Origin of the sequence: Agromyces sp. GXQ0307 (assembly GCF_044769845.1) — a bacterium.
Lineage (GTDB): Bacteria > Actinomycetota > Actinomycetes > Actinomycetales > Microbacteriaceae > Agromyces.
In genome coordinates, this window is record NZ_JBIZVY010000005.1 from 1 (window position 1) to 15,897 (window position 15,897).

Consider the following 15,897-nt stretch of genomic DNA (forward strand, 5'->3'; position numbering starts at 1 on the left):
GAACCCGGAAGCTAAGACTCGCAGCGCCGATGGTACTGCAGGGGCGACCCTGTGGGAGAGTAGGACACCGCCGGACAACCATTCCAGAAGAGCCGCCCAACCGGGCGGCTCTTCTGCATTTAAGGGGACGACGCCGGGCCCGGGATGCAAGCGATTACGCCATTGCTCGAGGCAGCCGGCCCGGATTTGGCGGCCGAACCCCGGTCCCGCGGCCCTCTCTTGGTCACGGTGAGTGCAAGCGCTTGCATTAACCTCCGTCGCGCTGCTACGTTCGCTCCCAATGTCAGTGGCACGTCGTCGTGCCGGAATCGGGAGTCAAGGATGACGCATCGGGCGCGCGCTCGGACATGGGTGACATTCGGGATCACGGGCGCCGTCGCGGCATCCGCCCTCGCAGTTCTGCCGGTCGCACCGGCGGCGTCGGCCGACGGCGATACGTTCGCCCTCGTCGGCTCGCTGCAGTCGGAGCTCGGCTGCTCGGGCGACTGGCAGCCCGAGTGCCCGGCGACCGAGCTGGTCGCGACCGACACCCCCGACCTCTACGCGGCGGAGTTCACGCTCCCCGCCGGCCAGTACGAGTACAAGGTCGCCGCGAACGACACCTGGGACGCCTCCTGGGGGCTGAACGGCGGCGGCGACAACATCCCGCTGACCGTCGGCGGCGAGGTCGACGTGCGCGTCGTGTTCGACGACGCGCAGAAGCGCGTCGGGCTCGAGCTGCTCAGCATCGACGGCGCCTACGACGACGCGGCCGACGCCGACCTCGTCGCGGCTCCCGCGCGCCAGGCCGGTGGTGACGAGAACTTCTACTTCGTCATGACCGACCGCTTCGCCGACGGAGACCCGTCCAACGACACCGCGGGCATCGAGGGCGACCGCCTCGCGCACGGCTACGACCCGACCGACAAGAGCTTCTACCAGGGCGGCGACATCCAGGGCCTCCGCGACCAGCTGGACTACATCGAGGGGCTCGGCACGACCGCCATCTGGCTCACCCCGAGCTTCAAGAACAAGCCGGTGCAGGGCGAGGGCGCGAACGCGAGCGCCGGGTACCACGGCTACTGGATCACCGATTTCACCCAGATCGACCCGCACCTCGGGACGAACGCCGAGCTCGAGGCGCTCATCGCCGAGGCGCACGACCGCGGCATCAAGATCTACTTCGACATCATCACCAACCACACGGCCGACGTCATCGACTACGCCGAGGGGCAGTACTCCTACGTCGACAAGGCGACCAGCCCGTATCGCGACGCCGCGGGTGACGTCTTCGACCCGAGCGCGATCGCGGGCAGCGCGGACTTCCCGGACCTCGACGCCGCGACGAGCTTCCCGTACACGCCGGTCGTCGCGCCGGAGGAAGCGGACGTCAAGGTCCCGGCCTGGCTCAACGACCCGACGATCTACCACAACCGAGGCGACTCCACGTGGGCGGGCGAGTCGGTCACCTTCGGCGACTTCGTCGGCCTCGACGACCTCATGACCGAGGACCCGACCGTCGTGAACGGATTCGTCGACGTGTACCAGGACTGGATCGACCTCGGCATCGACGGCTTCCGCATCGACACCGCCAAGCACGTCAACTTCGAGTTCTGGGAGACGTGGTCGACCGAGGTGCTCGACTACGCGCACGCGTCGGGCAAGCCCGAGTTCTTCATGTTCGGCGAGGTCTACGACGCCGACCCGGTCAAGCTGTCGCCGTACGTGCGCGACACCGACATGAACTCGGTCCTCGACTTCACCTTCCAGTCCCAGGCCGTGAGCTTCGCCGCCGGCAACTCGGCGAAGAACCTGCAGTCGCTCTTCGCGGGCGACGACTGGTACACGACGCCCGACACCTCGGCCGCCGTGCTGCCCACGTTCCTCGGCAACCACGACATGGGACGCGTCGGCTACTTCCTCGCCTCGACCGGTGACGCCCTGGAGCGCGATGAGCTCGCGCACGAGCTCATGTACCTCACGCGCGGTCAGCCCGTGGTCTACTACGGCGACGAGCAGGGTTTCGCGGGCGCCGGCGGCGACAAGGACGCTCGGCAGACGCTCTTCGCGACCGAGGTCGGCGAGTACGCGAACCAGCCGCTCGTCACCGGCGAGCAGGCCGGCAGCGTCGACCGCTACGACACGGATGCGCCGCTCTACGAGCACATCGCGGCGCTCGCAGCGCTCCGCGACGCGCATCCCGCGCTCGACCAGGGTGCGCAGATCGAGCGCTACGTCGCCGACGGGGCCGGCGTGTACGCGTTCAGTCGCGTCGACCGCGACGAGAAGATCGAGTACCTCGTCGCCGTGAACAACGCGAACGAAGCGAAGACGGTCGACGTGCCGACGCTGACCGCCGACGGCGTGTTCACGCCCCTCTACGGCACCGACGCAGGCGTCACGGCGAGCGCCGAGGGCGTCGCCTCCGTCTCGGTGCCGGCGCTCGGTGCCGTCGTGCTGCGCGCCGACCGTGAGGTCACGGCGCCCGACGCGGCATCCGCCATCGCCGTCGACCTGCCCGCAGCGGGCGCCGGCGTGACCGGCACGACTCCCGTCTCGGCCGACGTGGCCGACGTCTGGCAGGAGACGAGCTTCGCGTGGCGTGTCGCCGGCTCCGACGAGTGGCACGGCCTCGGCACCGCCGAGGACACCACGCCGCGCGTCTTCCACGACACGGCGGGGCTCGCGAACGGCACGCTCGTCGAGTACCGCGCGATCTCGACGGATGCCGCGGGGCAGCGTGCCGCGGCATCCAGCTACGCCTCGGTCGGCAACGCGGTGAACCTCGTCGTCGAGGAGGAGCCGGAGACCGAGATCGACCTCGTGACGGTGCCGGGCAACCACAACTCCGAGATGGGTTGCGCGGGCGACTGGCAGCCCGGTTGCGAGGCGGCGAAGCTCACGAAGCGCGCCGACGGCGTGTACGCCGGCACGTTCGACATCCCGGCCGGAACGTGGGAGTACAAGGTCGCGATCAACGGCAGCTGGGACCTCAACTACGGCGCGAACGGCGTCGAGGGCGGCGCGAACGTCGAGTACACGACGGCCGGCGGCCCGGTCACCTTCTACTGGGATCCGCGCACCAAGGTCTTCTCGTCGACCGCCGAGGGGCCGATCGTGACGCTTCCCGGCAGCCTGCAGTCCGAGCTCGGATGCCCCGGTGACTGGGCTCCCGACTGCATGGTCACCTTCGCGCAGGACGGCGACGGCGACGGCGTCTACGAGTTCTCGACCGACCAGCTGCCGACCGGCAACTACGAGGTGAAGGTCGCGCACGGTCTGTCGTGGGATGAGAACTACGGCGCCGACGGCGTGCGCAACGGTGGCAACATCGCCTTCAGTGCGACCGAGGGCAAGACGGTGACCTTCCGGTACACGCTCGCCACGCATGTGCTCGAGGTCGTCGTGGCCGACCCGCCGCTGGCGGGCATCGGCACCCAGCGCGCCTACTGGCTCGACGCCGAGACGCTCGCCTGGCCGGTCTCGCTGCTCGGAGGCGCGAACGCGGCGGACCTGTCGTGGACGATCGAGCACTCGGCCGACGCGGGTCTCGCGGTCGCCGACGGCGCGGTGACGGGCGGCGGCGACCCGGTCGAGCTCGAATTCGACCCGGCGGGCCTCGGCGACGGGCTGATCGCCGCTTACCCGCACCTCGCGAGCTACGCGGCACTGCGCCCGGTCGGCCTCGACCGCGACGCGATCACGGGGCTGCTCACCGAGCAGCTCCAGGTCGCCCAGCGCGACGGCGACCGACTGACCGCCTTCACGGGCGTGCAGCTCCCGGGCGTGCTCGACGACGTGTACGGCGAGGGCGTGGCATCCGTCACGCTCGGAACCTCATGGGACGGCGACGAGCCGACCCAGTCGGTCTGGGCGCCCACCGCGCGGACGGTCTCGCTGCAGCGCTGGGACGCCGGCTCGACCGGCGACGCGGAGGTGCTGCCGGCGAGCTTCGACGCCGACTCCGGCGTGTGGTCGGTGACGGATGCCGCGCTCGGAGCGGGCGACGAGGTCCGCTGGCTCGTCGAGGTGTACGCCCCGTCGACCGGCGCGATCGAGCAGAACTCGGTCACCGACCCGTACTCGCAGGCGCTCACCGTGAACTCGGCGCGAACCGTGCTCGTGAACCTCGACGACGACGCCCTCGCGCCCGAGCTGTGGACCGACACCCCGGCGCCGGTCGTGGAGGAGCAGGTCGACCGAGCCATCACCGAGCTGCACGTGCGCGACTTCTCGATCACCGACGAGACGGTGCCCGAGGAGGAGCGCGGCACGTACCGTGCGTTCACGCGCAACAGCGCCGGCACCGCCCAGCTGCGCGAACTCGCCGCGGCCGGCATCAACACGGTGCACCTGCTGCCCACGTTCGACATCGCGACCATCGAGGAGCGCCGCGACCAGCAGGCGACCCCCGACTGCGACCTCGAGTCGTTCGGTCCGGCGTCGGAGGAGCAGCAGGCGTGCATCGAGGCGATCCGCGACCTCGACGGGTTCAACTGGGGGTACGACCCGTACCACTTCCAGGCGCCCGAGGGCTCGTACGCCGTCGACCCCGACGGCGGCGCCCGCGTCGCCGAGTTCCGCGAGATGGTCGGGGCGCTGCACGCCAGCGGCCTGCAGGTCGTGCTCGACGAGGTGTACAACCACACCGCGGCCTCCGGCCAGGGTGAGAAGTCGGTGCTCGACAAGGTCGTGCCCGGCTACTACCAGCGCCTGAACGCGACCGGCGGCGTCGAGACCTCGACGTGCTGCCAGAACGTCGCGACCGAGCACGCCGTCGCCGAGAAGCTCATGGTCGACTCGGTCGTGCTCTGGGCGAAGGAGTACAAGGTCGACGGGTTCCGCTTCGACCTGATGGGTCACCACTCGAAGGCGAACCTGCTCGCCGTGCGGGCCGCGCTCGACGAGCTCACGCTCGCCGAGGACGGCGTCGACGGTTCGGCGGTGTTCCTCTACGGCGAAGGCTGGAACTTCGGCGAGGTCGCGAACAACGCCAGGTTCGAGCAGGCCTCGCAGGGCCAGCTCGGCGGCACCGGGATCGCGACGTTCAACGACCGGCTGCGCGACGGCGTGCACGGCGGCAGCCCGGTCGCCGGCGACTCGAAGTACGAGCAGGGCTTCGGCACCGGCCTCGCGGGCGAGCCGAACGGCCGGCCCGTGCGCGACGGCATCCGGAACCTGGGCCAGCAGACCGACCTCGTGAAGATCGGCCTCGCCGGCAACCTCCGCGACTTCGAGTTCACCGGATACGACGGGGTCGTGAAGACGGGCGCCGAGGTCGACTACAACGGGTCGCCGGCCGGCTACGCCGACCAGCCCGACGAGGTCATCAACTACGTCGACGCGCACGACAACGAGACGTTGTTCGACCTCGGGGTGCTGAAGCTCCCGCAGGAGACGTCGATGGCCGACCGCATCCGCATGAACACGCTGTCGCTCGCGACCGTGTCGTTCTCGCAGAGCCCGTCGTTCTGGCACGCCGGCACCGAGCTGCTCCGCTCGAAGTCGCTCGATCGCAACAGCTACAACTCGGGCGACTGGTTCAACCGGATCGACTGGACCGGACAGGAGTCGACCTTCGGATCGGGCCTTCCCATGAAGGCCGACAACGAGGACCACTGGCCGATCATGGCGGAACTGCTCGCCGACCCGGCGCTGAAGCCGACCGCCGAGGACATCGCCGCGGCCGAGGCATCCGCCCTCGACCTGCTGCGCGTGCGCTCATCGGTCGACCTGCTCACCCTCGGCTCGGCCGACCTCATCGAGCAGAAGGTGACGTTCCCGAACAGTGGGGCGGATGCCACGGACGGCCTCATCGTGATGCTCATCGACGACCTGGTGGGCGAGGATGTCGACCCGACGCTCGAGGGCGCGCTGGTCGTGTTCAACGCCTCGGGCGAGCCGATCACCGAGGCGATCGACGGGCTCGCGGGCCGCGACTTCAAGCTCGCCAAGCCCCTGCGGACCGGCGTCGACGAGGTCGTCAAGGAGACGAAGTGGAAGGCGAAGACCGGGACGCTGACGATCCCGGCGCGCACGGCCGCGGTGCTCGTCTCCGAGCAGAAGGTCACGGGGCCGGGTGCAGGCAAGGGCAAGCCGGGTTCGGCCGCCGCGGCTGCGCCGACGTCGGGTGCGGCGGTCACGGATGGCACGGCGCCCGTCGTGCGCCTGGACACGGCATCCGTGCGGACCGGGTCGACCCTCGCGGTCGCGGGCTCGGGCTTCCAGTCGGGCGAACTCGTGCAGGTGTGGCTCGAATCGACCCCGCGCCTCCTCGAGGCGCAGTCCGCCGGGGCTGACGGTTCGGTGGCGTTCGAGATCACGATCCCCGAGGGGACCGAGCTCGACGGGCACCACGTGCGGCTGATCGGCGTGGCATCCGGGACCGAAGCGGTTGCGGGGCTCACGGTGGTCGGGCCGCTCGGGCTCACCACGACGCAGGGTGCGCTCGCGGCGCTGCTCGCGGCGGCGCTGCTCGCCGCGGCCACGATCGTGGCCGGGCCGCGCCTGCGGCGGTCGCGCGTCAGGGCCTGAGGTCGCCGGGCGACGCGGGTGTGCGCCGCGTCGCCCGGATAGCGCGCGTCGGCGCCCGGGATCCGTTCCCGGGCGCCGACGCGTGCGCGACACGATGCCCGGCGCACCCCCGGCGCCGGGCATCGTCGTCCGTCGAGGATCGGTTCGTCAGAGCGGGATGTCCACGCCGCAGCTGTCGAATGCGTAGACGAGGTCGGCGCCGTGCGCGGCGAAGATCTCGTCGATGCCCTTGCCGTCGCCGGCCTTCGCGTCGTGCGGGTTGTTGCCGGCGACCACGCCGCCCTGGCCGTTCGCGCCCTTCACGTGGATGGTGAACGACATCGGTGCGCCGGTGGACGCGTAGGCGTCGGTCACGCACTCCGCGTCGGCCTCGTCGAGCCCGACCGTCAGCTCCTCGAAGTACACCGTGAACCAGGCCTGTGAGTTGCCGGCGCCCGCGTTGCCCTTCTCCGAGCGGTTCGCGTTGTAGCACTCGTGCGCGTAGGCGGCCATGCCGCTGCCGAGCGTGATCGCGGCGGCCAGGCCGATGCCCGCGCCGATGTTGGTCATGGTCCTCGAGATCATCCGATGCTCCACTTCTGTCGGGTTGGAACGGTCCGCCGACCGGACCGCCGCAACCGACGATGCCCCCGATCGACGCTGATGGACTCAGGGTCCTCCCCGACATCGCGACCGCGACACCCCCAGAATCGGGGGCATTCCTCAGGTTCTCGGCCGCGGACGAGAACCGGCGTTGATCAGGACGTTCGAGCCCCGAGGGCCGCGTGGCAGCGCTCGAGGCGGGCGAGCCACCAGGCCGTCCGATCGCCGTCGGCGGCGTACCGGTCGAGCAGCGTGGGATCGGGCTCGACCCGGCGGAGCTCGATCGCGCCGCCGCTCGGGAGCAGCGGGTCCCCCGTGACATCCGCCGCCAGGAGCGAGGCCGTGCCGAGCCCGCAGTCGTACTCGAGCGTCGGCACGGCCGCCGCCAGGTGCGCGCCCATCGCGAGCCCGACGCTCGTGTCGAGCGCGCTCGAGACGACGATCGGGAGGCCGGCCCGCTCGACGACGTCGAGTGCGCGACGGATGCCGCCGAGCGGCGCCGCCTTCACGACGAGCAGGTCGGCCGCACCCGCCGCGGCGACCGCGAGCGGGTCGTCGGCGCGGCGGACGCTCTCGTCGGCCGCGATCGGGATGCCCATGTACTTCGTGCGCGAGCGGATCTCCGCGTGCTCGGCGACGCTCGGGCACGGCTGCTCGACGTACTCGAGATCGAACGGCGCGAGCGCGTGGATCGCGTGCTCGGCCTCGTCGATGTTCCACGCGCCGTTCGCATCGACGCGGATGCGCCCCTCCGGGCCCATCGCCTCGCGCACGGCGCGCACGCGCGCGACATCCTGTTCGAGCGTCTGGTCGGATGCCGCGACCTTCACCTTCGCGGTCCGGCAGCCGGGGAACCGCTCGAGCACGGCCGGCACGGCGTCGGCGTCGACGGCCGGCACGGTCGCGTTCACCGGAATGCGGTCGCGGTGCGCGGCCGGCGTGGGGTTCCAGCCGAAGTCGATCGCCGCGGCGAGCCAGGTCGCGGCCTCCTCGTCGTCGTACTCGGCGAACGGCGCGAACTCGGTCCACCCCTCCGGGCCCTCGACCAGCAGCGCCTCGCGAACGTCGATGCCGCGGAACCGCGTGACGAGCGGGAGCGCGACGACCCTGGCGGTCGCGAGCAGGTCGTGCAGGGGCGGCAGGGCGTCGGCGCTCATGCGACGAGTCTGCCACCCGGCCGCACCTGCTCTTCTTAGGACGACACGCCGATGGCGCGTGCCGCGCCCGGCGTGTCGTCCTGAGAAGCGTGCGGATCGGGCCGGAGGCTCCTGAGAAACGCATCCCGCATAGGCTTGAGGGCATGGTCGTCGAGGTGTCCGAGCTGTTCGATCCGAGCGAATGGGTGGATGCCGCGGCATCCGTCACCGGCGGAGCCGGTTTCACCGACATCACCTACCACCACTCGACCGACGGCCGGATCGCGCGCGTCGCGTTCGACCGGCCCGAGGTGCGCAACGCGTTCCGCCCGCACTCGGTCGACGAGCTGTACCGTGCGCTCGAGGACGCCCGCACGAACCCGCGCATCGGCGTCGTGCTGCTCACCGGCAACGGTCCGAGCCCGAAGGACGGCGGGTGGGCGTTCTGTTCGGGCGGCGACCAGCGCATCCGGGGGCGCGACGGGTACCAGTACTCGGCCGCCGAGGGCGAGGTCGTCCGAGACCCCGCCGCCGCCGCGGCGACGGGCCGACTCCACATCCTCGAGGTGCAGCGGCTCATCCGGTTCATGCCGAAGGTCGTCATCGCGGTCGTGCCCGGCTGGGCGGCGGGCGGCGGCCACTCGCTGCACGTCGTGTGCGACCTGACGATCGCGTCACGCGAGCACGGCCGGTTCAAGCAGACGGATGCCGACGTCGGCAGCTTCGACGCCGGATACGGGTCGGCGTACATGGCCAGGCAGGTCGGGCAGAAGTTCGCGCGCGAGGTGTTCTTCCTCGCCGAGGAGTACTCGGCCGACCGTGCGTACGAGATGGGCGGCGTGAACCGGGTGGTGCCGCACGCCGACCTCGAGCGCGAGGCGATCGCGATGGCGCGCACCATCCTCACGAAGTCGCCGACGGCGATCCGCATGCTGAAGTTCGCGTTCAACGCCGTCGACGACGGGCTCGTCGGCCAGCAGGTGTTCGCGGGCGAGGCGACCCGGCTCGCGTACGGCACCGACGAGGCAATGGAGGGGCGCGACTCGTTCCTCGAGAAGCGCGACGCCGACTGGGGCGCGTTCCCGTGGCACTACTGAGCCCGGTATCCGGCCGCTCGGTGCGGCGACACCGTTTCGTCCGGTTGCGCGTGGTGCGATGAAACCGCTCATCCGGGTTCCCGCCGGCGACGTGCCTCGGATGCTGGCGCAGCTCCGCGAGGCGGTGCTCCTCGACGGGCCGGCGGTGCTGCCGGTCCCGGGAGACGAGGACCCCGGCGGCCCCGGCGACCCCATCGAGCAGTTCGTCGACGACGCGGTCGCGGTGGTCGTCGAGACGAGCGGATCGACCGACCGACCCAAGCGCGTCGCACTCTCGGGTGCCGCGCTGCGAGCGAGCGCTGGCGCGACCTCGTCGTGGTTCGGCGGCGTGCACGGGCAGTGGCTGCTCGCGCTGCCCGCCACCTACATCGCGGGCGTCCAGGTGCTCGTCCGCTCGCTCGTCGCGGGCACCGAGCCGTCGGTCGTGCCCGCCGGCGGCTTCACGCCGGACGGGTTCGTCGCCGCGGCGCGCGAACTCGACCCCGATCGGCCCTGGTTCACCTCGCTCGTGCCGGTTCAGCTCTCGCGCCTGGTCGACGCCGCCTCCGACGAGCGTTCAGTGCGGGCCGCACTCGGATCGTTCGAGCGCATCCTGCTCGGCGGCCAGGCGGCGCCGGCCGGGCTGGTCGAGCGCGCCGCCGGCCTCGGTGCGCGAGTGCACCGCACCTACGGGTCGAGCGAGACGGCCGGCGGTTGCGTCTACGACGGCATGGCCCTGCCCGGCGTCGACGTGCGGATCGTCGACGGCGAGGTGCGGCTCGCGGGGCGCATGCTCGCCGAGGGCTACCTCGACGACCCCGACCGGACGGCGCGCGCCTTCGTGGTCGACGCCGACGGCACGCGCTGGTACCGCACCGGCGACCTCGGCTCGATCGGCGACGACGGGCGGCTGCGCATCTCGGGCCGCGCCGACGACGTCATGATCTCGGGCGGGGTCAAGGTCGTGCTCGGAGAAGTCGAACGAGCGGTGCACGGCGTCGCCGGGTTCGGCGCGGCCGTGGTCGTGGCCGTACCCGATGCCGAGTGGGGGGAGCGCGCGGCGGTCGTCGTCGGTGCGTCGGACGCCGCGCGAGAACCGGGCGCGCTCGAGGGTCTGCGTGCGGCGACGGATGCCGCGGGGCTACCGCCGGCCGGCCGGCCCGTGCGCATCGTGGTGGTCGACGAGCTGCCGCGGCTCGCGTCGGGCAAGCCCGACCGCGTCGCGGCATCCGCCCTCGCCCGGAGCGCCGCCGGCGACTGACCTGCGCCGCCGGCTCGCGTCGTCGCGCGCTCGGCGCTGCCCTGCCGGGCGCGATTCGCAGGATGGGAGCAGTCTTGGGGTCGCTGGCGGGGTCGTCGGGCCGCTGGTCCTGCGAATTGCGTGTGTTGGCGGGTGGGCGGATGGCGCGGTGGGCGGGCGGGTCGCGGCATCCGGGTCGAGTTCGCAGGATGGGAGCAGTCTTGGGGTCGCCGGCGGGGCTGTCGGGCGGCTGATCCTGCGAAGTGCGCGTTGGCGGGGTGGGTGGATGGCGCGGTGGGCGGGTGGGTCGCGGCATCCGGGTCGAGTTCGCAGGATGGGAGCAGTCTTGGCGTCGCTGGCGGGGTCGTCGGGCGGCTGATCCTGCGAACTCGGGCGGTGCCGGCGCGGGAGCGCAGTCCGCGCCGCAGGATGGAGCGCGCGCGGAGGCGTGCGGAATAGCATGTCGGGGTGGCACGCCCGAAGACCCCCCGCACCCAGTCAGGTTCGTCGGCCCGACCCCCCGAGCCGGCGAGGTCGTCGAAGCCCCGCACGAACGGGCGCTCCGGCAACCCGGCGAAGGTCGCCGCGGGTGCGCCGCGTGCGCAGCGCGGACCGGCGACATTCCGCGACTGGGTGGGCGGCGCGCGCCTGCGCACCCTGCCGCTCGCGATCGCGCCGGTCGCGTTGGGCACGGGCGCCGCGGTCGTCATGCTCGGCTACCTCGACGAGCCGTTCCATCCGTGGCGCGCCGTGCTCGCGCTCGTCGTCGCCCTCGCGCTGCAGGTCGGCGTGAACTACGCCAACGACTACTCCGACGGCGTGCGCGGAACCGACGAGCACCGCGTCGGCCCAGCCCGGCTCGTGGGCTCGGGCGCCGCGACACCGAAGCAGGTGCTCACGGTCGCGCTGGTGTTCTTCGGCCTGGCCGCCGCCGCAGGGCTCGCACTGGTGGTCATCACGCAGCAGTGGTGGCTGCTCGCGGTCGGCGCTGCTGCGATCGTCGCGGCCTGGTTCTACACGGGCGGGAAGCGCCCGTACGGCTACTACGGACTCGGCGAGCTGTTCGTGTTCGTCTTCTTCGGCCTCGTCGCAACGGCGGGCTCGACCTACGTGCAGGCGCTCGACGTGAACCTCGAGTCGTGGACGGGCGGCGTCGGCGTCGGGCTCATCGCGTGCGCCGTGCTGATGGCGAACAACCTCCGCGACGTCGACCAGGATCGCCTGTCGCGCAAGCGCACCCTCGCGGTGCTCGTCGGCCCGCTCGTCGGACGCATCCTGTTCGCCGTCTTCATGCTCGTGCCGTTCGGCATCACCGTGTTCTGGGCGCTGCTCTACCCGCCGGCGTGGCTCGTACTGTTCGCGCTGCTCGCCGCGATTCCGGCGTGCGTGATCGTCGGCTGGGCGCGCACGCCGCGCGAACTCGTCATCGGCCTGCAGCTGGCGAGCCTCACGGCGCTCGCCTACGGCGTCGGCATGGGGCTCGCCTTCGCGTTCTAGGCGAGGCGGATGCCGCGGGGCGGCGTGTGCGGTCGACGGATGCCTCGGGGCGGCGTGTGCGGTCGACGGCGGATGCCGCGGGCGAGGCCTACTCGGCCCGGCGCTGCTCGGCTTCGTCGACCGCCGAATCCTCGGCCTCGTCGTCGGCGGTGACGACGGGCTGCTCGCGGTGGCGGGCTTCGTAGAGGTCCTGCGCCATCGCCTCGCGCTGCTTGCGGAGGAAGATCAGCGACGCGCTGAATCCGAAGAGCGCGGCCACGAGCACGGAGATCCACGGAGTGACGCCCGCGACGAGCAGGACCACGAGCGGCGCGGCGAACAGGAGCACGCGCAGCAGCGTGTAGCGGAGCCAGACGGGGAGGGCGTTCACCCGATCAGTGTAGGCGGCGCAGTCTGGGTGCTCGCTCCCAGCCGAACGTGATGCGACGCGCCTAGAATCGGTGCATGGTCCGCCTCTGGTTGATCGCCGGTGTCGCCGCCGTGGTCTTCACGATCTACGCGGCGGTGGACTGCGCGCTCTTCGATCGCACCCGCATCCGCGGTCTTCCGCGCGGTTGGTGGATCGTGGTGATCCTGCTCGTCCCCGTCATCGGTGCGGCGCTGTGGTTCATCGTGGGTCGCGGCCGCGCCATCCGTGTCGGCCGTACCAACCCGCACAGCAACGCGCCCGACGACGACCCCGAGTTCCTGCGCCGCCTGCGTGCCGACGCCGAGCACGAGGAGCGCATCCGCCGCCTCGAGCAGGAGCTCGAGCAGCTCGACCAGGAGCTCGGCGACGCCCCGGGCGACCCGCGCCCCGACGATGCGCTCGGCACCGACCGCCGTCGCACGGACGGCCCCGACGGCCCCGGCGATTCCGGACCCTCGGGTCTGCCGAATGGCTGAGGCTCCCCGCACGGTCGCGAGTCCCGCCACCGCAGCCGCGCTCGCGCTGCTCTCCGAGTTCGTGCGTGCCGGCGTGACCGACGTCGTCGTGTCGCCCGGATCGCGCTCGCAGGCGCTCGCGCTCGCCGCCGCGGAACTCGAACGCGTCGGCGGCATCCGCCTGCACGTCCGCATCGATGAGCGGGGCGCGGGCTTCCTGGCCCTCGGCCTCGCCGTCGAGACGGGCCGGCCCGCCGTGGTCGTCACGACCTCCGGCACCGCGGTCGCGAACCTCCACCCGGCTGTGCTCGAGGCGCATCACGCGGGCGTGCCGATGATCGTGGCGACCGCCGACCGGCCGGCGGAGCTCCGCGGCATCCGCTCGAACCAGACCACCGTGCAGCCCGGCATCTTCGCGGGGGCGGTGCGTCTCGAGCACGACGTCGCGCCGCCCGAGGGTCGTGCCGGCGAGGCGGATGCCGCGGCGCGCCTCGCGCGCGAGAGCGTGCGGGCCGCATTCGGTGTCGACGCCGACGGCGTGCTCGTGCCGCACCCCGGGCCCGGCCCGGTGCACCTGAACCTGCAGTACCGCGAGCCGCTCTCGTCGGCCGAGTCGCTCGACGCGGCACCGGTCGTGCGAGCGGATGCCGCGGCATCCGTCGCGACGATCACCGGCGCTGCGCGAGACGACGGCGGGCCGGTCGGACGCGGTGTGCGGCTCCCGCACGGCCCGCGAACGGTCGTGATCGCGGGCGCGGGCGCGGGCACCGAGGCGGAGGAGCTCGCCCGGGCGGGTGGCTGGCCGCTCCTCGCGGAGGTCACGAGCGGCGCCCGGTTCGGCCCGAACCTCGTCGTCGCCTACCGCGAACTGCTGCGCGAGCCCGGATTCGGCGACGAGGTCGAGCGGGCCATCGTGTTCGGTCATCCGACCCTGTCGCGCGAGGTGCCCGCGCTCGTGCAGCGCGACGGCGTCGAGGTGATCGCCGTCGCGCCGTGGGGGATCGAGTGGTTCGACCCGGGGCATGCGGTCGACCGGTTCGAGCGGGCCGTTGCGGTCGAGCCGCACGAGCCGACGGCCGACGAGCGTGCGTGGACGGGGCGGTGGGTGCGGGCGAGCCGCATGCTGCTCGATCGGCGCGACGTCGTCGCGGCGGGAGCGGATGGCGCGGGCGACCCGGCGCCCGGCGGAGGCGGACTCCGCAGCGGCGTCGATGAGACCGGGCACGTGAGCGACTACGCCGCGCAGCGCGCATACCTCAAGGACCAGCTGGCGCGGATCCGGCAGCCGATCGATCGGCGAATGCTCGTCGAGGCGCTGTGGGCGGCGACCTGGCCGCACGACCGGCTCGTGTTCGGCGCGTCGCGCCTCATCCGGGACGCCGACCGAAACGTGCCGGGACGACGCATTCCCGTGCACGCGAACCGCGGGCTCGCGGGCATCGACGGCACTGTCGCGACGGCGATCGGCATCGCGATCGCGAGCCAGACGGCGGCGCGGCCGGGTGCGGGGGGTGGTGCGGGCGCCGGCGCGTCCGCCGGTGGCGATGCCGACGGCGGCGCGGCTCCCGAGGTCGACCGGTCCGCGACCGGCGTCACGCGCGTGCTCATCGGCGACCTGACCCTGCTGCACGACGTCGGCTCCCTCCTGCTCGGCGCCGGCGAGGCGCGCCCCCGCGTGCTCGTGATCGTCGGCAACGACGCCGGCGGCACGATCTTCGACGCGCTCGAGGTCGCGGCATCCGCCCCTGCCGACGCGTTCGACCGGGTGCAGTACACGCCGCAATCGGTCGACCTCGCGGCGCTCGCGAGCGCCTACGGCTGGGAGTTCCGTCGCGCCGCGACGCGCGGCGAGCTCGACGAGGCGCTCGGGACCGCCGTGACCGGTCCGACGCTCCTCGAGGTCCCGCTGCCGCGCTGACCGTCGTCCAGCTCGGCGGATATACGATCCGACTGCCCGAGCACGCGTCTGCGACACCGGCGCGCCCGATCGTATATCCGCCAGCAGGGACGGCGGGACGGGAAGGCCGACCCCTTGCCGTGGCATCCGTCGGCCCCCGATGATGGGGGAGCGCCGCGGCCGTCGCGGCCGTGAGGGGAGCGAACGTGGGGCTGGAGAAGTACTGGGCGAGCGATCCGATGGACGTGCTGCGCGTGCGGCAGGACTTCGTGCTCGCCGATGTCGACACGAGCTCGGCGCCGGGGTTCGAGGGGAAGAAGAAGCAGGCGAAGAAGTCGCTGAAGGTCGGCGCGGAGATCTTCGCCGACCTGCAGGAGCAGCTGTTCGCCGGCCATCAGATGGGTGACGACCCGCGTCGGATCCTGCTCGTGCTGCAGGCCATGGACACGGCCGGCAAGGGCGGCATCGTCAAGCACGTCATGAGCGCGGTCGACCCGCAGGGCGTGCAGCTCGCCACGTTCAAGAAGCCCACCGAGGAGGAGCTGGCGCACGACTTCCTCTGGCGCATCCGCAAGGAGGTGCCCGAGGCGGGCATGATCGGCGTGTTCGACCGGTCGCACTACGAGGACGTGCTCATCGCGCGCGTGCGCGAACTGGCGCCGCCCGAGGAGATCGAGCGCAGGTACGACGCGATCAACGAGTTCGAGGCCGAGCTCGCGGCATCCGGCACCGTCATCATCAAGGTCATGCTCCACATCTCCATGGACGAGCAGCGGGACCGCCTCCTCAAGCGGCTCGAGCGACGCGACAAGCACTGGAAGTTCAACCCCGGCGACATCGACGAACGGATGCTCGCGCCGAAGTACCGCGAGGCGTACCAGGTCGTGTTCGATCGCACGACGACGCCGCACGCGCCCTGGTACGTGGTCCCCGCCGACCACAAGTGGTACGCCCGTCTCGCCGTGCAGCACCTGCTGATCGACGCACTCGAGGGGATGAAGCTCGACTGGCCGCTCGCGGACTACGACATCGAGCAGCAGAAGGCGCGGCTCGCGGAGGGCTGAGCGAACGGCTCACGCGCGGCGCGGCGGG

At 72.1% G+C, this 15,897-nt stretch carries 10 protein-coding genes and 1 rRNA gene; 8 read left to right on the forward strand and 3 right to left on the reverse strand.

The features are described 5' to 3' along the window. Positions 1 to 76: ribosomal RNA gene (gene rrf / locus ACIQH8_RS16860) — 5S ribosomal RNA — on the forward strand; the annotation flags it as partial. 275 nt (positions 77 to 351) lie between these two features. Next, positions 352 to 6,513 (forward strand): pullulanase-type alpha-1,6-glucosidase, encoded by a 6,162-nt coding sequence (gene pulA, locus ACIQH8_RS16865; RefSeq protein ID WP_401000794.1) that lies wholly within the window; start codon positions 352 to 354, stop codon positions 6,511 to 6,513. A gap of 147 nt (positions 6,514 to 6,660) precedes the next feature. On the opposite strand, the gene ACIQH8_RS16870 is transcribed toward pulA, so the two are convergent. Together ACIQH8_RS16870 and ACIQH8_RS16875 are read right to left on the reverse strand one after the other, a co-directional pair. Further along, on the reverse strand, positions 6,661 to 7,062 hold the full coding sequence (locus tag ACIQH8_RS16870; protein WP_401000796.1) for a hypothetical protein: 402 nt from the start codon (positions 7,060 to 7,062) through the stop codon (positions 6,661 to 6,663). A gap of 188 nt (positions 7,063 to 7,250) precedes the next feature. After that, entirely contained in the window at positions 7,251 to 8,252 is a 1,002-nt protein-coding gene (locus tag ACIQH8_RS16875; RefSeq protein WP_401000799.1) for an o-succinylbenzoate synthase, read from the reverse strand. A 143-nt stretch (positions 8,253 to 8,395) separates the two neighbouring features. Here ACIQH8_RS16875 and ACIQH8_RS16880 point away from each other — a divergent pair, with 143 nt between their 5' ends. The 3 genes from ACIQH8_RS16880 to ACIQH8_RS16890 all read left to right on the forward strand — a co-directional run bounded on the left by ACIQH8_RS16880 (position 8,396) and on the right by ACIQH8_RS16890 (position 12,044). Beyond that, positions 8,396 to 9,328 (forward strand): 1,4-dihydroxy-2-naphthoyl-CoA synthase, encoded by a 933-nt coding sequence (locus ACIQH8_RS16880; RefSeq protein ID WP_401000802.1) that lies wholly within the window; start codon positions 8,396 to 8,398, stop codon positions 9,326 to 9,328. 58 nt (positions 9,329 to 9,386) lie between these two features. Next, positions 9,387 to 10,568 (forward strand): AMP-binding protein, encoded by a 1,182-nt coding sequence (locus ACIQH8_RS16885; RefSeq protein ID WP_401000805.1) that lies wholly within the window; start codon positions 9,387 to 9,389, stop codon positions 10,566 to 10,568. 447 nt (positions 10,569 to 11,015) lie between these two features. After that, a complete protein-coding gene (locus tag ACIQH8_RS16890; RefSeq protein ID WP_401000808.1) occupies positions 11,016 to 12,044 on the forward strand; it encodes a 1,4-dihydroxy-2-naphthoate polyprenyltransferase in 1,029 nt (342 codons plus the stop codon). 88 nt (positions 12,045 to 12,132) lie between these two features. Here ACIQH8_RS16890 and ACIQH8_RS16895 read toward each other — a convergent pair whose 3' ends face one another. Beyond that, positions 12,133 to 12,414 (reverse strand): DUF4229 domain-containing protein, encoded by a 282-nt coding sequence (locus tag ACIQH8_RS16895; RefSeq protein ID WP_401000811.1) that lies wholly within the window; start codon positions 12,412 to 12,414, stop codon positions 12,133 to 12,135. 74 nt (positions 12,415 to 12,488) lie between these two features. On the opposite strand from ACIQH8_RS16895, the gene ACIQH8_RS16900 reads away from it, so the two are divergent. From ACIQH8_RS16900 to ACIQH8_RS16910, 3 genes are all read left to right on the forward strand, one after another. Then, positions 12,489 to 12,929 (forward strand): PLDc N-terminal domain-containing protein, encoded by a 441-nt coding sequence (locus tag ACIQH8_RS16900; RefSeq protein ID WP_401000814.1) that lies wholly within the window; start codon positions 12,489 to 12,491, stop codon positions 12,927 to 12,929. Further along, positions 12,922 to 14,826 (forward strand): 2-succinyl-5-enolpyruvyl-6-hydroxy-3-cyclohexene-1-carboxylic-acid synthase, encoded by a 1,905-nt coding sequence (menD, locus tag ACIQH8_RS16905; protein WP_401000817.1) that lies wholly within the window; start codon positions 12,922 to 12,924, stop codon positions 14,824 to 14,826. Before ACIQH8_RS16900 ends, menD begins: the two co-directional genes overlap by 8 nt. Positions 14,827 to 15,044: 218 nt before the next feature. Further along, a complete protein-coding gene (locus tag ACIQH8_RS16910; RefSeq protein WP_401000972.1) occupies positions 15,045 to 15,869 on the forward strand; it encodes a PPK2 family polyphosphate kinase in 825 nt (274 codons plus the stop codon). Positions 15,870 to 15,897: the final 28 nt, after the last annotated feature.